The sequence below is a fragment of the Stutzerimonas degradans genome, assembly GCF_024448505.1.
GTDB lineage: Bacteria > Pseudomonadota > Gammaproteobacteria > Pseudomonadales > Pseudomonadaceae > Stutzerimonas > Stutzerimonas degradans.
In genome coordinates this window covers 287,057-308,805 of record NZ_JAMOHV010000001.1, presented here as the reverse complement: position 1 = coordinate 308,805, position 21,749 = coordinate 287,057, and the positions used below count along the sequence as shown (strand labels likewise).

Here is a 21,749-nt window from a genome sequence, read left to right as displayed (position 1 = left end):
CGCACCTTCCCTGATGATGAGCACGTCCTGATGTTCGATATCGGTTTTACCGAACTGCTTCTGGTCGGTCTGGTGGCCCTGGTGGTGCTGGGGCCGGAACGCCTGCCCGGAGCCGTTCGCACCACCGGCCTGTGGGTCGGCCGGCTGAAACGCAGCTTCAGCAACATCAAGGCCGAGGTCGAGCGCGAGATCGGCGCCGACGAGATTCGTCGCCAACTGCACAACGAACGCATCCTCGACCTCGAACGCGAGATGAAGCAGAGCATCATGCCGCCGGCTTCGACCAGCGGCAGCTCCGCGGCATCCACAGCCGCCGCAGCCCCCGTGGCCGAGGCAGCCGCCAGCCCCCCCGCTGCCGCACCGACGCCAGAGCCCGCCAAACCCGCCGAGTCGGCCCCCGTTACCCGTCCTGACAGATCGCCAGAGCCATGAGCAAGCCTTCCCTCGACGATCAGGAAATGCCGCTGATCGCCCACCTGACCGAACTGCGCAAGCGCCTGCTGCACTGCGTCATCGCGATCCTGGTGCTGTTCGGCGGCCTGTTCTATTTCTCCCAGCAGATCTATTCGCTGGTCGCCGCACCGCTGCGCGCCTACCTGCCCGAAGGCGCGACGATGATCGCCACCGGGGTCGCCTCGCCGTTCCTGACGCCGTTCAAGCTGACACTGATGGTCGCGCTGTTCCTCTCGATGCCGATCATCCTGCACCAGATCTGGGGCTTCATCGCGCCCGGCCTGTACAAGCACGAGAAGCGCATCGCCGTACCGCTGCTGATTTCCAGCATTCTGCTGTTCTACGCCGGCATGGCTTTCGCCTACTTCGTGGTGTTCCCGATCATGTTCGGCTTCTTCGCCAGCGTGACGCCCGAAGGCGTGGCGATGATGACCGACATCGGCCAGTACCTGGACTTCGTGCTCACGCTGTTCTTCGCCTTCGGCGTGGCGTTCGAGATTCCGGTGGCGACCTTCCTGCTGATCTGGGTTGGCATTGTCGATGTCGCCACCCTGCGCAAGAGCCGTCCTTATGTGGTCGTCGGCTGCTTCGTCGTCGGCATGGTGCTGACCCCGCCGGACGTGTTCTCGCAGACCCTGCTGGCGGTGCCGATGTGGCTGCTGTTCGAGGCCGGCGTGCTCTGCGGCAGCATGGTCAAGAAGCGTGAGCAGGAAGAGGCCGAGCTGGCAGACGAGCAACAATCGGACGCCGGCAGCCAGCCGCCCGCCCCGCGCCCGTGAACCTGCTGCTGCTCGAGCCGGCTGATTTCGTCGCCGAGCGCCGCGTATTGCTGCGCGACCGGCGGCTGACCCACCTGCAGGACGTGCACCGCGCCGAGCCCGGCGCGACTCTGCGGGTCGGCCTGCTGGGCGGCGCGATAGGACAAGGCCGGTTGCTGCGCCTGACGACCGCCGAGGCCGAGCTCGAGGTCGAGTTCGACCAGCCGCCACCCGCGAAGCTGCCACTCACCCTGCTGCTCGCACTGCCCCGGCCGAAGATGCTCAAGCGTGTGCTGCAGACCGTAGCCAGCATGGGCGTGCCGCGGCTGGTGCTGCTCAATAGCTACCGGGTAGAGAAGAGCTTCTGGCAGACCCCCTTTCTCGAACCGGCGGCGATCCGCGAGCAGCTGATTCTCGGCCTGGAGCAGGCCCGCGACACCGTACTGCCGGACGTCATCATCGAGAAACGCTTCAAACCCTTCGTCGAAGATCGCCTGCCGCAACTGGCTGCCGGCACCCTCGGGCTGGTCGGGCATCCCGGCGACTACCCGACCTGCCCGCGCGCCGTCGAGGGGCCGGTGACGCTCGCCATCGGTCCGGAGGGTGGCTGGATCCCCTACGAAGTCGACAAACTCGCTGAAGCCGGCCTGCAGCCGGTGCAGTTGGGCGAGCGCATCCTGCGGGTGGAGACCGCGGTCAGCGCGCTGCTGGCCCGCCTGTTCTGAGCCCACTCCGGAGACGCCGCCAGCGCGCGGCGCGCGGCGCGCATTCTCCGATGAGCGTGACGCACCCACCCGGTGCCGGGCGGTCAGACGCTACAGGCCGTTTATAACGACCCACTCCATGCGGTTGGTTTTCCCCGGCCCGCCAGGGCTCGATCGCATTTCAGCTGCGCCAGCCGTTGCGCCGGCGCGTCCCACGATCACTGCACGAGAGCGGCCTTTCATGCGACCACTGACCATCGATATGCACCGTCTGGAATTCGCGCTGGATGGGCGCGACACCGCCGAGTACTACCTCGACCTGGAGAGTGGCGAGATTCGCGCGATCTTTCCTGGCGATCCGACCCCCGGCGTCATGGACAAATACGACATCCAGCAGGATCGCTATCTGCACATCGCGCCGCTGGAGCTGGCGCAGGCCATCGCCATGCGCGAGGCCTTCCTGTTCACCCAGCACGACCCTATCGCGCATGCCGTGTTGAGCAATGCGCTGAAGGGGCGCAAGCCGCTGCGCACCTTCGACTTCAAGCTGGAGGACTTTCCCACGGTGCGCGAGGCCTGGTTGCGCTATCAGACGGTCCAGTTACGCGAATATGCGCTCAGCTGGCTGCGCGACAACGACCTGGAACCGGCGCGCTCCTGAACCTCAGCTCTCCAGCAGGAAGGTCACCGGTCCGTCGTTCTGCAGATGCACCTGCATCTCGGCACCGAAACGCCCGCAGGCGACCTGTGGGTGCTGCCGACGGGCCTGCGCCAGCAGGTAGTCGTAGAGCGCCTCGCCCTGTGACGGCGGCGCCGCGCTGGAGAAGCTGGGGCGCAGACCGCTGCGGGTATCGGCGGCGAGGGTGAACTGCGACACCAGCAGCAGACCGCCACCGACGTCCTTGAGCGAGCGGTTCATGCGCCCTTCGGCATCGGCGAAGACGCGGTAGTTGAGCAGTTTGTGCAGGAGCTTGTCGGCGCGCGCCTGGTCGTCCTCGCGCTCCACACCGATCAGCACCAGCAGCCCCTGATCAATCGCGCCGACCACCTCACCCGCCACCTCGACCCGCGCGTGCCGCACACGCTGCAGCAGCGCCTTCATCAGGCGTCATCCGCCGGCGGTACGTTGGTCAGGCGCTGCGCGATATCGGCGGCGGCGCGCACCAGCGCATCGGTGATGCCGCTTTCGGCCGCCGAATGACCGGCGTCGCGGATGATCTGCAGCTCGCTCTCCGGCCACGCCTGATGCAGTGCCCAGGCGTTGTCCAGCGGGCAGATGGCATCGTAGCGGCCATGCACGATGATGCCGGGCAGATGGGCAATCCGCGGCATGTCGCGCAGCAGCTGGTCCGGTTCGAGAAAGGCCTGATTGACGAAGTAGTGGCATTCGATGCGCGCCATCGACAGCGCGCGATGGGGATCACCGAAACGCTCCACCACCTGCGGATTGGGCCGCAGCGTGGCGGTGCGGCCTTCCCAGCACGACCAGGCCTTGGCCGCGTGCATCTGCGCGATCTGGTCGGCGCCGGTCAGGCGCTGGTAGAACGCCTGCATCAGATTGCCGCGCTCCTCCGGTGGAATCGGCGCGACGAAATCGTCCCAATAATCAGGGAACAGCCGGCTCGCACCTTCCTGGTAGAACCAGGCCAGGTCCTGCGGCCGACAGAGGAAGATGCCGCGCAGGATCAGTGCATGCACATGCGCGGGGTGCGCCTGGGCGTAGGCCAGCGACAGCGTCGAGCCCCACGAGCCGCCGAACAGCACCCACTTGTCGATGCCGAGAAATTCGCGAATGCGCTGCATGTCGGCGATCAGATGAGCAGTGGTGTTGTTCTCCAGGCTGGCGTGCGGTGTGGAGCGCCCGCAGCCGCGCTGATCGAAGGTGATGATGCGATAGACCGTGGGGTCGAAGAAGCGCCGACTCAGCGCATCGCAGCCGCCGCCGGGGCCGCCATGCACGAACAGCACCGGCAGGCCATCCGGAGTACCGCTCTCGTCGACGTAGAGCACATGCGGTTCCTCCACCGCCAGCTCGTGTCGCGCATAGGGTTTGATCTCCGGATACAAGCTCTGCATGGCACACTCCCGATCTGCATGGCCGGCGGCCGGCCCCTGGATATGTCCGGCATCATAGCGAGGATCACCCGCACGGGCATGCCGCTGCGTAAATTGATCCGCCTCGCCTCAAGACGCCCGGCGGGCGCGCTACTGCTGTTCGCCGCGCCAGACCAGCGATTCGGTGTGGTAACCGCGGGCCTGCGCTTCCTGCAGCAGGCGGTCGCGTACCTGCGCGGAAACCTGCGGCGTGCGCGCCATCAGCCAGAGGTATTCGCGATCAGGGCTGCCCACCAGCACGCTCTGGTAGTCGTCGTCGAGGAACAGGATCCAGTAGTGGCCGCGCGTCAGCTGCGGAAACAGGCGGCTGAACCAGTTATCGAAGCGCACCCACAGACGATCGGTGCGTCCCGGCTCCTGCGCCACCGCCTGGCCGACAGCCTGCTGCCAGTCACCGCCGGCAGTGCGGCAACGGTTGATTACCGCGACGCTGGCGTCGTCCTGCAGACGGTAATTCGCCTCGGATTCCAAGCAGTTGCGCTGAAAGAACATCGGCAGTCGCGCCAGCTCGTACCAAGTGCCCTGGTAGCGTTCGAGATCGACCTGGCCGGCAGTGGTCGGAGGTGCCTCGCTGCTCGTCGCGCCGGCACAGCCCAGCAACAGTACGCACGACAGTGCCGCCAGCATGCGCATGACCATCATTTGAGCCCCTTGCCGGAAAACATCATCACCTTGTCGCCGGCGAACTGGATGCTGATGAAGCGATTCTTGTCGCCCCAGGTGCAGCTGGACATACCCAGCGCGCCCGCGCACTCCTCCGGCTTGCCGAGCAGCTGTTCGACCTCGACGCGGGGCATGCCAGGCTTGAGCTGGGCGAAATTGTCCTGGGTGATCTTGCTGCAGGCACCCAGCAGCAAGGCGATGGCGATCAGGGCGGAAAAGCGCAGCGGCATGAGCAAACTCCTTGTCAGGTACGGAAAGACTAGCGCCTGGCCGGCAGCCGTGCCGGCCATGGGCCGAACGGCGCAATCACCTAGAAGCGCGATCCCGGTTCGGTGAGGAACGCGCGCTCGGCTTCGCTCGACTCGCGCCCGAGCGTCGCATTGCGATGCGGGAAACGGCCGAAGCGGGCAATCACGGCGCGGTGGCGCCGGGCGTAATCGAGAAAGTCGTCGAACAGCAGCTGTTCATCCGCCGCGGCAATCTCGCGCAGCTGCTCGAAGTGCGCGACGGCCAGCTCTTGCTGCGCCAGGTCCTCGGCGTGTTCCAGCACCAGGTAGATGAACACCCGCTGGATCGGCGCCAGCAGCACATCGCCACCGTGCGCCAGCCCCTGGCGCACCAGTTGCTGTGCCCGCGCATCGCCAGCGAAGGCCTGCGGCGTACCGCGGTGAATCATCCGCGGCAGCTGGTCGAGCAGCAGGATCAGCGCCAGCCAGCCCTCGGGGCTGGCCGTCCAGGCATCATCGAGTTCGCCACGCAGTGCCTGTTCGCACAGCGCGCCGAAGCGTTCGCGCGCCTGGGCGTCCTGCGCGTTCCGGTAGCCGAACCAGAGCACATGCTTTTCGGCCGAGATCTCGCGCGCCGTGGTGCCCTGGCCGAACCACCAGTCCAGCAGTTGCTGCCAGGGCACGGGCATCACATCAGGCCTGGTGATAGCCGGTGACGCGCTCGACTTCTTCCTTCGAGCCGAGGAACACCGGCACACGCTGGTGCAGCGAGGTGGGCTCGATGTCGAGGATGCGTTGCTTGCCATCGGTGGCGGCGCCACCGGCCTGCTCGATGATGAACGACATCGGGTTGGCTTCGTACATCAGCCGCAGCTTGCCGGGCTTCTCCGGCTCGCGGGCGTCCCACGGGTACATGAACAGGCCGCCGCGGGTGAGGATGCGGTGCACGTCGGCCACCATCGAGGCGATCCAGCGCATGTTGTAGTTCTTGCCCAGCGGCCCTTCCTGACCGGCCAGCAATTCTTCGACGTAGCGCTTGACCGGCGCCTGCCAGTGGCGCTGGTTGGACATGTTGATAGCGAATTCTGCAGTGCTCTGCGGCACGCGGAGGTGTTCGTGGGTCAGCACGAAGCTGCCCAGCTCGCGGTCGAGGGTGAAGCCCATGACGCCGTGGCCGAGGGTCAGCACCAGCATGGTCTGCGGACCGTAGATCGCGTAGCCGGCGGCCACCTGGCGGGTACCCGGCTGGAGGAAGGCTTCCTCGCCCAGCGAGTCGTTCTGGCTGAAGCAGTCACCCGGGCAGCGCAGCACGGAGAAGATGGTGCCGACCGAGACGTTGACGTCGATGTTGCTGGAGCCGTCCAGCGGATCGAACAGCAGCAGGTAGGCGCCTTTGGGGTAGCGGCCGGGAATCTGGTACGGCTTGTCCATTTCCTCGGACGCCATGCCGGCCAGGGTGCCGCCCCACTCGTTGGCTTCCAGCAGGATCTCGTTGGACAGCACGTCGAGTTTCTTCTGCACCTCGCCCTGCACGTTCTCCGTATCCATGCTGCCGAGCACGCCGCCCAGCGCGCCCTTGGACACCTGATGGCTGATGGCCTTGCACGCGCGCGCCACCACCTCGATAAGGAAGCGCAGATCCGCGGGAGTGTTGTTGCTGCGGGTCTGCTCGATCAGGTAGCGACTCAGGGTTACGCGTGACATGGAAAAGGCTCCAGAGAGGGGAGAAAACCCGCGCAGTTTAGCAGGCCGGCAAAAAACTAACTCCCCTCAGACCGACACCGCCGCAGTGGAGTTCAGCGCAGCGGCATTAGCCGCCGCGCTGCACTCCGGCGCCGCGCTACATCACCTTCCAGATCTCGCTGGCGTATTCGCGAATGGTGCGGTCCGAAGAGAACCAGCCGGTGCGTGCGGTGTTGAGCACCGCCGAACGCCACCACTGCTCCGGATCGCGCCAGCGCGCCTCGACCTCCAGCTGCGCCTGCCAGTAGGCCTCGAAGTCGGCGCAGACGTGGTAGGTGTCGTGCCAGTAGAGCCCGTCGATCAGGCCCACGTAGCGCCCCGGATCGTCGGCCGAGAAGGCGCCGTCGCGAATCGCCGAAAGCACCTCGCTGAGGCGCCGCGAGCCGATGATGGTGGCCTCGGCGTTGAATTCGCCGGCACGCTTGCGCGCTTCGACCTGCTGCGCCGTGAGGCCAAAGATGAACATGTGCTCGCGACCGATCTGCTCGCTCATCTCGACGTTGGCGCCGTCCAGCGTGCCGATGGTCAGCGCGCCGTTGAGGGCGAACTTCATGTTGCTGGTGCCCGACGCCTCCAGTCCGGCGGTGGAAATCTGCTCGGAGAGGTCGGCCGCCGGGATGATGTCCTCGGCCAGGCTGACGTTGTAGTTGGGCAGGAACACCACCTTGAGCAGGCCGCGCACGGTGGGGTCGTCGTTGATGGTGCGGGCGATGTCGTTGGCCAGTTTGATGATCAGCTTGGCCTGGTGATAGCTGGCGGCCGCCTTGCCGGCGAAGATCTTCACCCGAGGCACCCAGTCGCCACCCGGATCGGCGCTGATCGCGTGGTACAGCGCCACGGTGTGCAGCAGGTTGAGCAGCTGACGCTTGTACTCGTGGATGCGCTTGACGTGCACATCGAACAGCGCCGCCGGATCGACGCTCACGCCCAGCCGCTCCTGGATCAACGCCGCCAGATGACGCTTGTTGGCCATGCGCTGCTCGGCGAACTGCAGGCGGAAGGCGGCCTGCTCGGCGAACGGCTCCAGATCGCGCAGGCGATGCTGCGGATCGTCCAGCAGCGCTTCGCCGAGGCTGCTCACCAGCAGCCCGGTGAGGTGCGGGTTGGCCTGGTACAGCCAGCGGCGGAAGGTGATGCCGTTGGTTTTATTGTTGATCCGCTCGGGATACAGCGCATGCAGGTCGGTGAACACCGTCTTGCGCATCAGCCCGGTGTGCAGCGCCGACACGCCGTTGACGCTGGACGAGCCGAGAAACGCCAGATTGCCCATGCGCACGCGGCGCCCGTGATCCTCCTCGATCAGCGACACCGAGCGCAGCAGCTCGGCATCCTGCACGCCGCGCTGGCGCAGACTGTCGAGGTGATGGGCGTTGATCAGGTAGATGATCTGCATGTGCCGCGGCAGCAGGCGCTCCATCAGCCCCACCGGCCAGGTTTCCAGCGCCTCGGGCAGCAACGTGTGGTTGGTGTAGTTCAGCGTCGCGGTGGTCAGCTTCCAGGCGTGTTGCCATTGCAGGCCGTGCACGTCCACCAACAGGCGCATCAGCTCGGCCACGGCGATCGCCGGATGGGTGTCGTTGAGCTGGATCGCCGCATAGTCCGGCAGGTTGTCCAGCGTGCCGCGCTGGTCGAGGTGACGGCGCAGCAGGTCCTGCAGCGAGGCGGCGACGAAGAAATACTCCTGGCGCAGACGCAGCTCCTGACCGGCCTCGGTGCTGTCGGCCGGATAGAGCACCCGCGAGATGCTCTGTGCCTTGGCCTCCTCGGCCACCGCGCCGATGTGGTCGCCGGCGTTGAAGCGCTCCAGATGGAAATCCGCCTCGGCCCGCGCGCGCCACAGGCGCAGGGTGTTCACGCTGGCGCCGCGCCAGCCGACGATCGGCGTGTCATAGGCGATCGCCCGCACGCCCTCGGCCCAGTGCCAGAAGTGCCGGGCTTCGCCGCCGCTCTCGCCGGGGATCGCCGTGACATGGCCGCCGAAGCCGATCAGGTAGCTGACTTCCGGCCGCTCGAACTCCCAGGGATTGCCGAAGTCGAGCCAGGTCTCGGTCTGCTCGTGCTGCCAGCCGTCGACGATGGCCTGGCGGAACAGCCCGTGGTCGTAACGGATGCCGTAGCCATGCGCCGCCACCTGCAGTGTCGCCATGCTTTCCATGAAGCACGCCGCCAGCCGGCCGAGGCCGCCGTTGCCCAGCGCCGCATCGGGTTCGAGCAGGCGGATGCGTTCGATGTCGACGTCCAGCTCGGCCAGCGCCTCGCGCGCCACCTCGAACAGGCCGAGGTTGCTCAGGCTGTCGACCAGCAGACGGCCGATGAGAAATTCCAGCGAGAGGTAGTACACCCGCTTGCAACCGCCCTCGTAGGTTTGCCGGGTGCATTCCATCCAGTGGTCGATGATGTGGTCGCGTGCGGCAAGCGCCACCGCCTCGAACCAGTCGTAGTCGGAAGCGCTTGCGGAGTCCTTGCCGACCGAATAGGTCAGCTTGCGCAAGACCTTCTCGCGGAACGCGCTGACTTCGTCGGAAGGGGAAACGCCGGATTCCTGCGTCATGGATGGTCCTCGCGGCTGGAAAACATACAAGAGGGACTCGTGGCGGTGCGGCCGGTTCACCTCATCGGGCAGTCCAGACAGGTTTGCAGGTTTCCTTTACATCTGCGCGACCGCCCGTCCGGCGTACGCCGCTGGCAATTGCCGCGCAGCCCGTTATGATCGCGCACCTTTTTTATCGAAACGCGCGCCGTGAAACACTCGCTGATCGCCTCATCCGACCCGGAACGCCTGGAGACCTGGGCCCGCTACAGCAACGGCCTGTGCCGCGACTGCCACGCGACCTGCTGCACCCTGCCGGTGGAGGTGCGCATCGACGACCTGATCCGCCTGGGGCTGGTCGACGAGTTCGAGCGCGACGAACCGGCCAAGCAGGTCGCCCGGCGTCTGAGCCGCGAAGGGGTGGTCGAGCACTTCAACCACAAGCGCGAGATTTTCACCCTGACCCGCCTGGCCAATGGCGACTGCCTCTATCTCGACCGCCAGACGCGCCTGTGCACGGTCTACGCCAAGCGCCCGGACACCTGCCGCAACCACCCGCACGTCGGCCCGCGTCCGGGCTACTGCGCCTACCAGCGCAAGAGCGAGCGGCGCACCAGCCGCTGAAACCTGCGCCGCAGCGCCGGTTCGCCGCCGGCGCAGGCAGCCGGACAGCGCACTGCCGGGCGAGATGAAGCATGACTAGGCTGGCAAAATCGTGACTCAACAGTCATGCTTGGCGTCTTTCCTGTCTCCGCCACGTTTTAGGAATCTCCCCGGCATGAGCCGCGATAGCCGCTACCTGGAAGCCATCCTCCATCACGACATTCCGCTGACGCGCTCGCTGGGCCTGCGCGTCGCGCAGTGGGAAAACCACGAACTGCGCCTGAACGTGCCGTTGCAGCCGAACATCAACCACAAGAGCAGCATGTTCGGCGGCAGTCTGTACTGCGCCGCGGTGTTGGCAGGCTGGGGCTGGCTGCATCTGCGTCTGCGCGAAGCCGGCATCGAGGATGGCCACATCGTCATCCATGAAGGCCAGATCGAATACCCGCTGCCGGTGGTCGACGATGCGATCGCCACCTGCTCCGCGCCGACGCCGGAAGCCTGGGAGCGCTTCGAAGCGATCTACCGCCGCCGCGGCCGCTCGCGCCTGGAACTGCACAGCCGCATCCTCGCCGCCGATGGCCGCGACGCGGTGCGGTTCACCGGGCAGTTCGTGCTGCACAAATAGCCCCGCCCGGCAGCCTTGCGATCATCCCGCCGTTAGCGCAGCGCCGGCCTCAGGGCCGGCCTCAGGGCCGCTGCGCCATGTCCAGCAGTTCGTCACGCCAGTCGGCGCCGGCCGGCAGTGCCAGGAACGACGGATTGAGATAGCCCTCGCGCGCCTCGTAGGTCAGCGGCGCGCCGGCGATATCCAGCACTTCGCCGCCCGCCCCTTCGAGCACACCCTGCGCGGCCGCGGTATCCCACTGCGAAGTGGGCGCCAGGCGCGGATAGCAGTCGGCGGAGCCCTCGGCGAGCAGGCAGAACTTCAACGAACTGCCGACATTCGCCAGCGCGAGTTCGCCGAAGCGCTGCCGCAGGCGTTCGAGCAGCTGTTCCTGCGCCGGGCTGCTGTGCCGCCGGCTGGCCACCACGGTGAAAGCGCCGACTGGCTGCGGACGAGTGCGCAGTGGGCGGAGCGTGCCGTCCACCTCGCCACACCAGGCACCCAGCGCGGCGCCGCCGTAATAGCAGCGCCCATCGGCGGGAATGCCCACTACGCCGAAGCACACCCGGCCGCGCTCGATCAGCGCCACGTTGACGGTGAACTCCTCGCTGCCGGCGATGAATTCCTTGGTGCCGTCCAGCGGATCGACCAGCCACCAGCGCGTCCAGCCGGCGCGCTCGGCCAGCGGTAGCGCGCAGTCCTCTTCGGACAGTACCGGAATGCCGGCATCCAGCGCCGTCAGGCCGTCGAACAGCAGCCGATGCGCAGCCATGTCCGCCGCCGTCACCGGCGACTCGTCGGCCTTGGTCTGCACCGCCAGCTCGCGGCGCCAGTACGGCAGGATCGCCGCACCGGCCGCGCGCACCAGCTCGATCACCGCCGGCAGGTAGGGATGACTCATTGGCCGAACTCCCCACGCTGGGTCAGCAGATCGCGCGCGAGATACAGCGCGGCCAGCGCGCGGCCCTCGCTGAACTGCGGATGCTGGATCAGGCTCGACAGCTCGCTCAGCGGATACTGCTCGACGCGCATCGGCTCCGGCTCGTCGCCCGGCAGGCGCTCGGGATAGAGGTCGCGCGCCAGCACCACCTGGATCTTCTGGCTCATGTAGCCCGGCGACAGCGACAGCTCAGTCAGCAGTTCCAGGCGGCGCGCGCCGAAACCGGCTTCTTCCTTGAGTTCGCGGTTGGCCGCCTCGAGTACGTCCTCGCCCGGCTCGATCAGGCCCTTGGGCAGCGACAGCTCGTAGCTGTCGGTACCGCCGCAGTATTCTTCGATCAGCAGCACGTTGTGCGCATCGGCCAGCGCCACGATCATCACCGCGCCGTAGCCGGTTCCCTTGCCGACCAGGCGCTCGTAGGTGCGCTCGACACCATTGGAGAAGCGCAGCTGCAGCTCCTCGACGCGGAACAGGCGGCTGCTCGCAACGATCTCACGGGCAAGCACGGTGGGTTTCTGGCGCATGGGACACTCCTGCAAACGCGAGCAGCTATCATAACCCGGCTTCTGACGGCAGCCGTGAACGCTTTGCTGCACGCCACCGTCTCAACCCTATCCGACCACCAAGAGCCTGCCATGATCGCCGCCCCGCCCTGGTCCACCATCGATACCGTCCTGCTCGACATGGACGGCACGCTGCTGGACCTGCATTTCGATAATCACTTCTGGCTCGAATTCCTGCCGCAACGCTACGCCGAACGCCACGGCATCAGCCGCACGATGGCCGAAATGGAGCTGACGCCGCTGTTCAACGAACACCAGGGCAAGCTGACCTGGTACTGCCTGGACTTCTGGACCCGTGAGCTCGGCCTGCCGATCCGCGAGATGAAGCGCGAAATCGCCCATCTGATCGCCCTGCGCCCCGCCGCCGACCAGTTTCTCGCCGCACTGCGCGATGCCGGCAAACGCGTGGTGCTGATCACCAATGCCCATCGCGATTCGCTGTCGCTGAAGCTTGAGCGCGTCGAACTGGCACCCTGGTTCGACCGTCTGATCAGTTCGCACGATTATGGCTTCCCCAAGGAAGACCCGCAGTTCTGGCACGCCCTGCGCCAGGATCTGGAGCTGGCACCGGAGCGCGCGCTGTTCATTGACGACAGCCTGCCGATCCTGCGCAGCGCCCGCGCGTTCGGCATTGCCCATCTGCTGGCCGTGCGCGAACCGGACAGCCGGCGCGGCCACAAGGACACCGAGGAGTTCGCCGCGGTCGAAAGCTATCCGGAGCTGATCCGCAGCTTGCAGGGGCGCGCTGCCTGACAAAGCGCGCTTTTCTACCGCGAGTAACCCCGTAGAATCGTCGCGCTGCGAGCGCCACGACCATGACGCGCCTCGCAGCGCCTCCTGCGCGTTGGCCGGCCCGCGCACAGGCTCATCTTCCGGCCACACAGCCGACCACGGTGCAAGGAATGGAACAGGTTATGCCGACAGCTGAGCGCTGGCCGCACAGCAGCAGCGAAATGGGCGAACGGATTCGCCAATACGACTGGCAAGTCACCCCGCTGGGTTCGCCCGCGAACTGGCCGGCGGCCCTGCGCCTGCTGGTCGATACGATCCTCGATGCCCCCGGGCCCATGTGCATCCTCTGGGGCGAGGACAACATCCAGCTGTACAACGACGCCCACGCGCGGCTGATCGGCCGGCGCCATCCGGCCGAGCTCGGCAGCCCGGCCTGCGGCACCTGGGGCGCCACCTGGGAACTGCTCGAACCCGCCTGCGACGGCGCGCGCCGCGGCGAGGCGCGCCTGCTGCACAACCGCCACATGCTGATCGCGCGCCACGACGACGCGGAAGATGCCTGGTTCGACATGGCGCTGAGCCCGATCCGCGACAGCCGCGGCAAGATCGCCGGCCTGCTGCTGTGCCTCAACGAAACCAGCGAGCGCATGCGCAGCGAGGCCCGCCTGTCGCAGACCGCGCTGCGCTACAAGCTCAGTGCCGAGGCCTATCGCCTCAGCGAACAGCGCCTGCAGCTGGCGCTGGAAGCCAGCGACCTGATCGGCATCTGGGACTGGGACGTGCAGGGCGGAGCGACCTGCGAGCAGGTCGAGCTGCTCTGCCATGTGTCGGAGCAGGACTATACGAGCCCCCAGCAGAGCCTCTCGGTCCAGCCGTTCGTCGAGCACATCCACCCCGACGACCGCGCCCGCGTGCTCGCGGCGATGCAGCAATGCGTCGCCGGCAACGGCACCTTCGCCGAGCGTTACCGGCTGCACGCTGACGACGAACAGCCGCGCTGGGCCTACGCGCGCGGGCGCTGCCACTATGGTGAAGACGGTCGCGTGCTGCGCTTTCCCGGCGCGGTGATGGACATCAGCCGCCAGCACGCCAGCGAACTGGCCCTGCGCAAGAGCGAGGCGGAGATCAAGATGATCACCGACGCCCTGCCGCTGCTGATCGGCTACATCGACGACCAGGAACGCTTCCGCTTCAACAACCGCTACTACGAGGACTGGTTCGGCTATCCACCGGAATGGCTGCGCGGCAAGACGGTGCGCGAGATCCTCGGCGAGGCCGGTTACCAGCTGCGGCGTGCCAACATCCGCGCCGCGCTGAACGGCGAAACGGTGACCTTCGAGGCCCACAGCCCGCACCGCGACGGCGGGCAACGGCGCTCGCTGGTGCACTACCTGCCGCGCGTCGACGTCAACGGCAAGGTGATCGGCTTCTTCGTCATGGCGCTGGACGTCACCGAGCGCTGGCGCGCCGAACAGGCCCTGCGCGAACTCAACGAGACGCTGGAAAGCCGCATCCAGGAACGCACCCAGGCGCTGGCCGAGGTCTACGAACGCCTGCTCAAGGAAATGGCCAGCCGCGAACAGGCCCAGGACGCCCTGCGCCAGGCGCAGAAGATGGAGGCCGTCGGCCAGCTCACCGGCGGCATCGCGCACGACTTCAACAACATGCTCACCGGCATCATCGGCGGGCTGGACCTGATCCAGCGCTACATCCAGTCCGGCCGCCACGGCGAAACCCAGCGCTTCATCGACGCCGCGGTCACCTCCGCCAATCGCGCCGCCGCACTCACCCATCGCCTGCTGGCCTTCGCCCGCCGTCAACCGCTGAACCTCAAGCGGGTCGAACTCAACGCGCTGATCGACTCGATGCACGACCTGCTGATCCGCACGCTCGGCAGCCATATCCAGATCGAAACGCAGCTGCAGGCCGATCTGTGGCCGGCCTACAGCGACGACAACCAGCTGGAAAGCGCGCTGCTCAACCTGGTGATCAACGCCCGCGACGCCATGCCCGATGGCGGCACGCTACGCATCGGCACCGCCAACGTGGTGCTCGAGCGTGCTCGTCAGGTCGGCGACCTGGCGCCCGGCGCCTACGTCACCCTGACGGTCGCCGACAGCGGCTGCGGCATGACGCCCAAGGTCCTGGCCAGCGCCTTCGAGCCGTTCTTCACCACTAAGCCCATCGGCCAGGGTACCGGCCTCGGGCTGTCGATGATCTACGGCTTCGCCCGGCAAGCGGGCGGGCACCTGCAGATCACCAGCGAGCCGGACGCCGGCACCGAAGTCTGCCTGTACCTGCCGACCCACGCCGAGGCGGTACCCTGCGCCCCGGCGCCCAGTGCCGCTGCCGCGGTGCTGCGCGCCCAGCAGGGCGAATGCGTGCTGGTGGTCGAAGACGACCCGGCGGTGCGCCTGCTGGTGCTCGATGTGCTGGAAATGCTCGGTTATCAGGCTCTGGAAGCGGCCGAAGGCACTGCGGCGGTGGCAATTCTGGAATCGGAGCAGCGCATCGATCTGCTGGTCACCGACGTCGGCCTGCCGGGCATGAATGGCCGCCAGCTGGCCGATATCGCCCGCCAGCGACGCCCGCAGCTGCCGGTGCTGTTCATGACCGGCTATGCCGAGCGCGCTGCCAGCAGCGGGTTCCTCGACAGCGGCATGGACATGATCAGCAAGCCCTTCACCATCGACCAGCTGGCGCAGCAGATCAGCGCCAGCCTGGCCGAGAACGATGGCCAGCCAGACCGCGTGCAACCCCTCCAGAACCAGTCCTAGACCGCTTCGCTTGTTTGAAGTTCCTTTTTCAAAACAAATACTTGCGGAGTTTGCGCAAGATCACACCTTTCATCGGCGGGCGCTTGCAGCGCAGCGGCATGGCGGGTAAGGATCGCGGCGCCATCCACTCTGAGGTTGCGTCAATGAAGTATTCCTCGATTCTGCTGTTGTCCGCGAGCCTGCTCAGCAGCGCCGCATTTGCCGGAAGCAATACCGAAGCGGCCGTTGGCGGCGCGCTGGGCGGCGCGCTGGGCTCGGTGGTCGGTGAACACCTGGGCGGCTCCACTGGCGCCGCCATCGGCGCCGGTGTCGGCGGCGCGGCCGGCGGTGCAGTCGGCGCGGACCGGCGCAACCGTACCGAAGCGGCCATCGGCGGCGGCCTGGGCGCGGCCGGCGGCAACGTCATCGGCCAGCGGGTCGGCGGCAGCACCGGCGGCCTGATCGGTGCGGCGGTCGGTGGCGGCGCCGGCGGCGCGCTGGGCAATGCCTACGGCGATGACGACCGCGGCTACCGCGATCGTGACCGGCGCTATTACCGCGACGGGCATCGTCACCCCGGCAAGGGCCACTACAAGAACAAGTGGCACAAGCACCACCGCTGAGCACTGCCAGCGGGCAGCCACGCAGGCATGACGAAGAGGCCGGGCGGATCATTGATCCCCCGGCCTCTTCGCCGTTCAGGCCAGCGCTTCGAGCGCGCGGCGCAGACTGTCCGGGATCGGCGTCGGACGGTTGTCGGCGCGACGCACGAAGACGTGGACGAAACGCCCGGCAGCGCAGGCCTCCTCTTCGTCACGGCGAAACACCGCCAGCTCGTACTGCACCGACGAACTGCCCAGGCGGGCAACGCGCAGGCCGACTTCGATGGCATCCGGGAAGGCGATGGACGCGAAGTAGTCGCATGAGGAGCTGACCACGAAGCCGACCACCTCGCCGTCGTGGATATCCAGCCCGCCGCGCTGGATCAGGTAGGCATTCACTGCCGTATCGAAAAAACTGTAGTAGGTCACGTTGTTGACGTGGCCGTAGAGGTCGTTGTCGTGCCAGCGCGTGTTGATGGCATGGAAATGCCGGTAGTCGTCGCGCAGATGCCGGGCTTGTTCGGACATACGGGAGCTCCTTCAGTAGGCGGCGCGGTAGATGGCCAGGGCGTCGGCCTCGGTGACTTCGCGCGGATTGTTCACCAGCAGGCGCTGCTGCTGCATCGCCTCCTTCGCCAGCTGCGGCAGCATGTCTTCCGGCACGCCGGCATCGCGCAGGCGGGTCGGCAGACCGACGCGGGCACTCATCTGCTCTAACGCCTCGATCAGCTGCTCGGCGGCGCAGCGGCCGGCATCCAGCGCATCGCCCAGCACCAGCGGCGCCAGCTCGCGATAGTGCGGGCGCGCCGCGGCGAGGTTGAAGCGCAGCACGTGTGGCAGCACCAGCGCGTTGGACAGCCCGTGCGGAATATGGAAGTTGCCGCCCAGCGGATAGGCCAGCGCGTGCACCGCCGCCACCGGTGCGTTGGCGAAGGCCTGGCCGGCGAGGCAGGCGCCGAGCAGCATGGCCTGGCGCGCCTCGCGGTTGCTGCCGTTGTGCACCGCCTCGTCCAGATTCGCTGCCAGCAGACGCAGCGCCTCGCGCGCCAGCAGGTCCGACAGCGGATTCTTCTTCAGCGCACTGGTATACGCCTCGATGGCATGCACCATCGCATCGATGCCGGTCGCCGCAGTCACCGCGGGCGGCAGGCCGAGCGTGAGGTCGGCATCGAGCAGCGCCAGATCCGGCAGCAGCAGCGGCGAGACCACGCCCATCTTGGTCGTCGCGCCGGTAGTGACGATGGCGATGGGCGTCACCTCCGAGCCGGTGCCGGCGGTGGTCGGCACCTGAATCAGCGGCAGCCGCTGGCCCTTGGCGTTGCCGACGCCGTAGATGTCCGGCAGCGTCTGCTTGTTCTGCGGATGCGCCAGCAGCGCCACCAGCTTGGCGACGTCCATCGAGCTGCCGCCGCCGAAGCCGATGATCAGATCGGCCTGCGCGGACTGCGCCTGCGCCACCGCCGCCAGCACGACGCTCTCCGGCGGATCGGCCAGCACTTGGTCGTAGACGGCGACCGGCAAGCCTTCGCTGGCGAAGCCCGGCAACACCTCATCGAGCAGGCCGAAGCGGGTGATGCCCGGATCGGTCACCAGCAGCACCGAACGCGCGCCGCGCTCCCGGCACAGGCTGGCCAGACGGCGTGACGAGCCGGGTTCGCAGATCAACTGGGCGGTGGTGGCAAAGCTGAACGGATGCATGGTGCCTCCTGTAGTCGAGTGTCAGAACGCGAACGCGCTTTCCGGCAATGCCATCAGGCACGCCGCGCCGCCCTGGATCGCTTCGCGGTGCGCGCTGGCACGCGGCAGGACACGGCGCAGGTAGAACTCCGCACTGGCCAGCTTGGCCTGATAGAAGTCTTCCTCGCCGCTGCCCTGCTCCAGTGCATCCTGAGCCCGCGCCGCGGCCTGCAGCCAGAAGCCGGCCAGCAGCACGTAGGCCGAGTACTGCAGGAAATCCACCGACACCGCACCGATTTCCTGTGGATCGCGGCCAGTCGCGGCGATGATCTCGGCGCTCAGCTCGCGCCATTCGCCGATTCGCGTCTGCACCTTGCTGGCCATCTCATGCAGCGCCGGTCGGTCGATCTGCTGGTCGCAGACTTCGCTGAACTCTGCCTGTAGCGCCGACAGCTCCGCACCACCGTCGCCCAGCAGCTTGCGACGGATGTAGTCGAGTGCCTGGATGCCGTTGGTGCCCTCGTAGAGCTGGGTGATGCGGCTGTCACGCATCAGCTGCTCCATGCCCCACTCGCGGATGTAGCCGTGGCCGCCGTAGATCTGCACGCCAAGACTGGCGACTTCCTGGCCCATGTCGGTGAAGAAGGCTTTGACGATCGGGATCAGCAGCGCCGCCCGCTTGCTCGCGGCCTTTCGGTAGCCCCGCTCGGGATGGCCGTGTTCGAGATCCAGCTGGCGCGCGGTATAGGCCGCCAGCATGCGGCTGCCTTCGACCAGCGTCTTTTGGGTCAGCAGCATGCGGCGCACGTCCGGGTGGACGATGATCGGGTCGGCCGGCTTGTCTGGATGCTGCGCGCCGGCCAGTCCGCGCGATTGCAGACGCTCGCGGGCATAGGCCAGCGAGCCCTGATAAGCCTGTTCGGCAATGCCAAGCCCCTGCAGACCGACCTGGAAGCGCGCGTCGTTCATCATGGTGAACATGCAGGCCAGGCCCTGGTTCGGCTCGCCGACGATCCAGCCGGTGGCGCCGTCGAAATTCATCACGCAGGTCGCCGCACCCTTGATGCCCATCTTGTGTTCGATGGCACCGCAGCTCAGCGCGTTGCGCGCGCCCGGCGTGCCGTCGGTATTGGCGATGAACTTGGGCACCAGCAGCAGGCTGATGCCTTTCACCCCGGCCGGCGCATCCGGCAGGCGCGCCAGCACCAGATGCACGATGTTCTCGCTCATGTCGTGCTCACCGCCGGAGATGAAGATCTTGCTGCCGCTGACCTTGTAGCTGCCGTCCGCCTGCGGCTCGGCGCGGGTGCGCAGCAGCGCGAGATCGGTGCCGGCCTGCGGTTCGGTTAGGCACATGGTGCCGCTCCAGCGGCCGCTGACCAGCTTCTCCAGATAGGTATTCTTCAACGCGTCGCTGCCGTGCTTGTACAGCGCCAGCACCGCGCCCTCGGTCAGGCCGGAATAGATGCGGAAGGACAGCGACGCCGCCATCAGCATCTCGTGAAAGTTGCAGGCCACCAGCTGCGGAAAGCCCTGGCCGCCGTATTCGCTCGGCCCGGTCATGCTCGCCCAGCCGTTGTCGACGTACTGCTGGTAGGCCTCGACGAAGCCCTGCGGCGTCTTCACCTCGCCGTTGTGCAGGGTCACGCCCTCCTCGTCGCTGTTGCGATTGAGCGAGGCGATCTCGCCGCCGGTGTAGCGCGCCGCCTCTTCCAGCACGCCGTCGATCAGCTCGCGGTCCAGGCCGTTGCCGAGCAATTCGCAATGACTGGTGGCGTCGAACAGCTCGTGCAGCACGAAGCGCATGTCACGCAGGGGAGCCTTGTATTCCATGCTCAAGCCTCCTTCCGGTAGTCGGCGAAGCGGCCGCCAAGGGTCGCCAGGCTGTCGATCAGCGCGGCCGGCTGCCAGTGCGCGCCGTGGCGCTCGGCCAGTGCGTTCAGGCGGTCGCGAATGGCGGGCAATCCTTGGCGATCGGCCCAGGTCATCGGCCCGCCGACTTCCGCCGGGAAGCCGTAGCCGTAGAGGTAAACGGTGTCGATGTCGGCGCTGGACTCGGCCATGCCTTCCTCGACAATCTTCGCGCCCTCGTTGACCAGCGCCAGCAGGCAGCGCTCGAGGATTTCCTCTGGGCCGATCTCGCGACGCTGGAAGCCGAGCCGCTCGGACTCGCGCTGCACCAGCGCATCCACTTCGGGGTCGTGCTCGGCCTGGCGACTGCCCTCGGCGTAACGGTAGTAGCCCATGCGCGACTTCTGGCCGAAGCGGCCCAGCTCGCAGAGGCGGTTGTCGATCTGTACGTCCGGCTCGTCCTGGCCCTTGCCGGCCAGCTCGCGCGCGCGCCATCCCAGATCGATACCGACCACGTCGTACATGCGGAACGGCCCCATGGCGAAGCCAAACCCCTGCAGCGCGCCGTCCACCTGATGCGGATAGGCGCCTTCGAGCAGCATCGCCCGCGCCTCACGCACGTAGGTCTTGAGCATGCGGTTGCCGATGAAGCCCGGGCAGTTGCCGGCGACCACGCAGACCTTGCCCATGCGCTTGCCGAGCGAGGTGGATGCCTCGAGCACGGCTTTGGCGGTCTTCGCCCCGCGGACGATTTCCAGCAATTTCATGATGTGCGCCGGGCTGAAGAAGTGCAGGCCCAGCACCTGCTCCGGGCGCCCGGTGACGGCGGCGATGGCGTCGATATCCAGCGCCGAGGTGTTGCTGGCGAGAATGCCGGCGGGCTTCACGATGCCGTCCAGCTCGCGGAAGATCTTCTGCTTGAGTTCGAGGTTTTCGTAGACGGCTTCGATCACCAGATCGGCGTCCTTCAGCGCCTGGTAATCGGCCGCCTTGCCAATGCAGGCGCGCCGCGCCTGGGCCTGCGCCTCGTCGATACGGCCCTGACGGACGTTGTGCGCGTAGGTGTCGGCCACCACGCCCAGCGCCTGTTCGAGCATTTCCGGGTTGTTGTCCAGCCACAGCACCCGCACGCCGGCGTTGGCCAGGCTCATGACGATGCCGCGGCCCATGGTGCCGGCGCCGATGACGGCGGCGGTCTGGATATCGAAGCGGGTTTGGCTCATTGCAGCTGTCCTCGTTGCACGGCTGGAAAAACTGGAGACCAACCATAGACGAAGACGCTACTATTTTTGAAATTTAGTCTTGTGATGTTTCGGATTCACCGAATGAATATCAACAGCTTCGATCTCAACCTGCTGCGCGTGCTCGACGCCCTGCTGCGCGAACGCAGCGTGTCCCGTGCTGCGCAACGGCTATCGCTCAGCCAGCCGGCGGTCAGCAATGCGCTCAATCGCCTGCGTGAAGTGCTCGACGACCCGCTGCTGGTACGCGTCGCCCGCACCATGCAGCCGACGCCGCGCGCGCTGAGCCTGGAAGCGCCGATCCGTGAGGCGTTGCAGCAGATCGAGCACACCCTCAACGCCGGCGATTTTTTCGACCCGGCGACCAGCCGCCAGCGCTTCGCCATCGCCGTCACCGACTACGTCGAGCTGATCTGCATGCCGCCGCTGATGGCTCATCTGGCCAGGGTGGCGCCGGGGATTCAGCTGGCGATCGAGCACCTGAGCCCGACGCTGCCGATCGAGGCGCTGGATAACGGTGAACTGGATCTGGCGCTGGGCCGCTTTCTCGAGGTGCCGACGCGTTTTCAGCGCCGGCGCTGGACCAGCGAGACCTTGCAGGTCGCGCTGCGCCGGGATCATCCGCTGGTGGATGGGGGGCTGGATCTGGACGGGTTCCTGCGCCTGCGCCACCTCTGGGTGCATGGCGGGCAGACGCGCGGCATGGTCGATCAGTGGCTGGAAGAACAGGGCCTGAGCCGAGAAGTGGTCTACACCACGCCGAACTACCTGCAGGCGGCGCATATCGTCGCCAGCAGCGACCTCGCCGCTGTGCTGCCGACCCAGCTCGCGCGGCATTTCGCCAGGCTGCTGCCGCTGCAGCTGTTCGACCTGCCGTTCGATCTCGGCCCCTTCCAGCTGGATATCGTCAGCGTCGCCCAGCGCGAGAAGGATGCGGCCCTGCAGTGGCTGATCGAACAGATGGTGGCGGTTGCGCAACACTGA

At 66.9% G+C, this 21,749-nt stretch carries 23 protein-coding genes; 10 read left to right on the top strand and 13 right to left on the bottom strand.

Features of this window, described 5'->3' with window-relative positions:
* Positions 1-30: 30 nt before the first annotated feature.
* The 4 genes from tatB (at position 31) to NAV27_RS01475 (ending at position 2,576) form a co-directional block, all read left to right on the top strand.
* Positions 31-432: a Sec-independent protein translocase protein TatB gene (gene tatB / locus NAV27_RS01490; protein ID WP_102827994.1), complete on the top strand. Its 402-nt coding sequence runs from the start codon at positions 31-33 to the stop codon at positions 430-432.
* Positions 429-1,232, top strand: coding sequence for a twin-arginine translocase subunit TatC (gene tatC / locus NAV27_RS01485; RefSeq protein ID WP_008569468.1), 804 nt, complete (start codon positions 429-431; stop codon positions 1,230-1,232). Before tatB ends, tatC begins: the two co-directional genes overlap by 4 nt.
* Entirely contained in the window at positions 1,229-1,936 is a 708-nt protein-coding gene (locus tag NAV27_RS01480) for a 16S rRNA (uracil(1498)-N(3))-methyltransferase (protein ID WP_102827995.1), read from the top strand. Before tatC ends, NAV27_RS01480 begins: the two co-directional genes overlap by 4 nt.
* Before the next feature lie 220 nt (positions 1,937-2,156).
* Entirely contained in the window at positions 2,157-2,576 is a 420-nt protein-coding gene (locus NAV27_RS01475; protein WP_102827996.1) for a UPF0158 family protein, read from the top strand.
* A gap of 3 nt (positions 2,577-2,579) precedes the next feature.
* On the opposite strand, the gene dtd is transcribed toward NAV27_RS01475, so the two are convergent.
* The 7 genes from dtd to NAV27_RS01440 all read right to left on the bottom strand — a co-directional run bounded on the left by dtd (position 2,580) and on the right by NAV27_RS01440 (position 9,214).
* Positions 2,580-3,017: a D-aminoacyl-tRNA deacylase gene (gene dtd, locus NAV27_RS01470; RefSeq protein WP_054093990.1), complete on the bottom strand. Its 438-nt coding sequence runs from the start codon at positions 3,015-3,017 to the stop codon at positions 2,580-2,582.
* Entirely contained in the window at positions 3,017-3,991 is a 975-nt protein-coding gene (gene pip, locus NAV27_RS01465) for a prolyl aminopeptidase (RefSeq protein ID WP_102827997.1), read from the bottom strand. The genes dtd and pip overlap by 1 nt, the downstream gene beginning before the upstream one ends.
* Before the next feature lie 129 nt (positions 3,992-4,120).
* Positions 4,121-4,663, bottom strand: coding sequence for a lipocalin family protein (locus NAV27_RS01460; protein WP_369805885.1), 543 nt, complete (start codon positions 4,661-4,663; stop codon positions 4,121-4,123).
* Between the two features lie 5 nt (positions 4,664-4,668).
* On the bottom strand, positions 4,669-4,923 hold the full coding sequence (locus NAV27_RS01455; protein WP_043295364.1) for a lipoprotein: 255 nt from the start codon (positions 4,921-4,923) through the stop codon (positions 4,669-4,671).
* 80 nt (positions 4,924-5,003) lie between these two features.
* Positions 5,004-5,609 (bottom strand): DUF924 family protein, encoded by a 606-nt coding sequence (locus NAV27_RS01450; RefSeq protein ID WP_102828266.1) that lies wholly within the window; start codon positions 5,607-5,609, stop codon positions 5,004-5,006.
* Positions 5,610-5,613: 4 nt separating this feature from the next.
* Complete coding sequence (locus NAV27_RS01445; RefSeq protein ID WP_102827998.1) at positions 5,614-6,624, bottom strand: class 1 fructose-bisphosphatase; 1,011 nt, start codon at positions 6,622-6,624, stop codon at positions 5,614-5,616.
* Between the two features lie 136 nt (positions 6,625-6,760).
* Positions 6,761-9,214, bottom strand: a complete 2,454-nt coding sequence (locus NAV27_RS01440) for a glycogen/starch/alpha-glucan phosphorylase (RefSeq protein ID WP_102827999.1) — start codon at positions 9,212-9,214, stop codon at positions 6,761-6,763.
* Between the two features lie 189 nt (positions 9,215-9,403).
* Here NAV27_RS01440 and NAV27_RS01435 point away from each other — a divergent pair, with 189 nt between their 5' ends.
* On the top strand, positions 9,404-9,817 hold the full coding sequence (locus NAV27_RS01435) for a YkgJ family cysteine cluster protein (protein WP_008569458.1): 414 nt from the start codon (positions 9,404-9,406) through the stop codon (positions 9,815-9,817).
* A gap of 154 nt (positions 9,818-9,971) precedes the next feature.
* Positions 9,972-10,424, top strand: a complete 453-nt coding sequence (locus NAV27_RS01430; protein ID WP_102828000.1) for a thioesterase domain-containing protein — start codon at positions 9,972-9,974, stop codon at positions 10,422-10,424.
* A 61-nt stretch (positions 10,425-10,485) separates the two neighbouring features.
* Here the strand turns inward: NAV27_RS01430 and cysQ are convergent, their stop codons facing one another.
* Both cysQ and nudE read right to left on the bottom strand, forming a co-directional pair.
* The gene (cysQ, locus tag NAV27_RS01425) at positions 10,486-11,304 is read right to left on the bottom strand and encodes a 3'(2'),5'-bisphosphate nucleotidase CysQ (protein ID WP_102828001.1); all 819 of its coding nucleotides are present in this window, start codon (positions 11,302-11,304) and stop codon (positions 10,486-10,488) included.
* Positions 11,301-11,867 carry an ADP compounds hydrolase NudE gene (nudE, locus tag NAV27_RS01420; RefSeq protein WP_008569455.1) on the bottom strand — a complete coding sequence of 189 codons (567 nt, stop codon included), beginning with the start codon at positions 11,865-11,867 and terminating at the stop codon, positions 11,301-11,303. The genes cysQ and nudE overlap by 4 nt, the downstream gene beginning before the upstream one ends.
* Before the next feature lie 111 nt (positions 11,868-11,978).
* On the opposite strand from nudE, the gene yrfG reads away from it, so the two are divergent.
* The 3 genes from yrfG (at position 11,979) to NAV27_RS01405 (ending at position 16,017) form a co-directional block, all read left to right on the top strand.
* Complete coding sequence (gene yrfG, locus NAV27_RS01415; protein ID WP_102828002.1) at positions 11,979-12,659, top strand: GMP/IMP nucleotidase; 681 nt, start codon at positions 11,979-11,981, stop codon at positions 12,657-12,659.
* 161 nt (positions 12,660-12,820) lie between these two features.
* Positions 12,821-15,415, top strand: coding sequence for a PAS domain-containing hybrid sensor histidine kinase/response regulator (locus tag NAV27_RS01410; protein ID WP_102828003.1), 2,595 nt, complete (start codon positions 12,821-12,823; stop codon positions 15,413-15,415).
* A 143-nt stretch (positions 15,416-15,558) separates the two neighbouring features.
* A complete protein-coding gene (locus NAV27_RS01405) occupies positions 15,559-16,017 on the top strand; it encodes a YMGG-like glycine zipper-containing protein (protein WP_102828004.1) in 459 nt (152 codons plus the stop codon).
* Positions 16,018-16,092: 75 nt separating this feature from the next.
* Here the strand turns inward: NAV27_RS01405 and NAV27_RS01400 are convergent, their stop codons facing one another.
* From NAV27_RS01400 to NAV27_RS01385, 4 genes are read right to left on the bottom strand one after another with little or no spacing between them, the layout of a single operon-like run.
* Positions 16,093-16,524, bottom strand: a complete 432-nt coding sequence (locus tag NAV27_RS01400) for an acyl-CoA thioesterase (RefSeq protein ID WP_102828005.1) — start codon at positions 16,522-16,524, stop codon at positions 16,093-16,095.
* A gap of 12 nt (positions 16,525-16,536) precedes the next feature.
* Positions 16,537-17,694, bottom strand: a complete 1,158-nt coding sequence (locus NAV27_RS01395; RefSeq protein WP_102828006.1) for an iron-containing alcohol dehydrogenase — start codon at positions 17,692-17,694, stop codon at positions 16,537-16,539.
* Between the two features lie 21 nt (positions 17,695-17,715).
* On the bottom strand, positions 17,716-19,506 hold the full coding sequence (locus NAV27_RS01390) for an acyl-CoA dehydrogenase C-terminal domain-containing protein (protein ID WP_102828007.1): 1,791 nt from the start codon (positions 19,504-19,506) through the stop codon (positions 17,716-17,718).
* 2 nt (positions 19,507-19,508) lie between these two features.
* Positions 19,509-20,747, bottom strand: coding sequence for a 3-hydroxyacyl-CoA dehydrogenase (locus tag NAV27_RS01385; RefSeq protein ID WP_102828008.1), 1,239 nt, complete (start codon positions 20,745-20,747; stop codon positions 19,509-19,511).
* A gap of 102 nt (positions 20,748-20,849) precedes the next feature.
* Between NAV27_RS01385 and NAV27_RS01380 the strand changes: the two genes are divergently transcribed.
* Positions 20,850-21,749, top strand: a complete 900-nt coding sequence (locus NAV27_RS01380; RefSeq protein WP_102828009.1) for a LysR family transcriptional regulator — start codon at positions 20,850-20,852, stop codon at positions 21,747-21,749.

Bases quoted from the DNA above. Each gene is read 5' to 3' on its own strand.
- tatB (WP_102827994.1), top strand. From the start codon at position 31: ATGTTCGATATCGGTTTTACCGAACTGCTTCTGGTCGGTCTGGTGGCC.
- tatC (WP_008569468.1), top strand. From the start codon at position 429: ATGAGCAAGCCTTCCCTCGACGATCAGGAAATGCCGCTGATCGCCCAC.
- NAV27_RS01475 (WP_102827996.1), top strand. From the start codon at position 2,157: ATGCGACCACTGACCATCGATATGCACCGTCTGGAATTCGCGCTGGAT.
- dtd (WP_054093990.1), bottom strand. From the start codon at position 3,017: ATGAAGGCGCTGCTGCAGCGTGTGCGGCACGCGCGGGTCGAGGTGGCG.
- pip (WP_102827997.1), bottom strand. From the start codon at position 3,991: ATGCAGAGCTTGTATCCGGAGATCAAACCCTATGCGCGACACGAGCTG.
- NAV27_RS01460 (WP_369805885.1), bottom strand. From the start codon at position 4,663: ATGCGCATGCTGGCGGCACTGTCGTGCGTACTGTTGCTGGGCTGTGCC.
- NAV27_RS01455 (WP_043295364.1), bottom strand. From the start codon at position 4,923: ATGCCGCTGCGCTTTTCCGCCCTGATCGCCATCGCCTTGCTGCTGGGT.
- NAV27_RS01450 (WP_102828266.1), bottom strand. From the start codon at position 5,609: ATGCCCGTGCCCTGGCAGCAACTGCTGGACTGGTGGTTCGGCCAGGGC.
- NAV27_RS01445 (WP_102827998.1), bottom strand. From the start codon at position 6,624: ATGTCACGCGTAACCCTGAGTCGCTACCTGATCGAGCAGACCCGCAGC.
- NAV27_RS01440 (WP_102827999.1), bottom strand. From the start codon at position 9,214: ATGACGCAGGAATCCGGCGTTTCCCCTTCCGACGAAGTCAGCGCGTTC.
- NAV27_RS01430 (WP_102828000.1), top strand. From the start codon at position 9,972: ATGAGCCGCGATAGCCGCTACCTGGAAGCCATCCTCCATCACGACATT.
- cysQ (WP_102828001.1), bottom strand. From the start codon at position 11,304: ATGAGTCATCCCTACCTGCCGGCGGTGATCGAGCTGGTGCGCGCGGCC.
- nudE (WP_008569455.1), bottom strand. From the start codon at position 11,867: ATGCGCCAGAAACCCACCGTGCTTGCCCGTGAGATCGTTGCGAGCAGC.
- yrfG (WP_102828002.1), top strand. From the start codon at position 11,979: ATGATCGCCGCCCCGCCCTGGTCCACCATCGATACCGTCCTGCTCGAC.
- NAV27_RS01410 (WP_102828003.1), top strand. From the start codon at position 12,821: ATGCCGACAGCTGAGCGCTGGCCGCACAGCAGCAGCGAAATGGGCGAA.
- NAV27_RS01405 (WP_102828004.1), top strand. From the start codon at position 15,559: ATGAAGTATTCCTCGATTCTGCTGTTGTCCGCGAGCCTGCTCAGCAGC.
- NAV27_RS01400 (WP_102828005.1), bottom strand. From the start codon at position 16,524: ATGTCCGAACAAGCCCGGCATCTGCGCGACGACTACCGGCATTTCCAT.
- NAV27_RS01395 (WP_102828006.1), bottom strand. From the start codon at position 17,694: ATGCATCCGTTCAGCTTTGCCACCACCGCCCAGTTGATCTGCGAACCC.
- NAV27_RS01390 (WP_102828007.1), bottom strand. From the start codon at position 19,506: ATGGAATACAAGGCTCCCCTGCGTGACATGCGCTTCGTGCTGCACGAG.
- NAV27_RS01385 (WP_102828008.1), bottom strand. From the start codon at position 20,747: ATGAGCCAAACCCGCTTCGATATCCAGACCGCCGCCGTCATCGGCGCC.
- NAV27_RS01380 (WP_102828009.1), top strand. From the start codon at position 20,850: ATGAATATCAACAGCTTCGATCTCAACCTGCTGCGCGTGCTCGACGCC.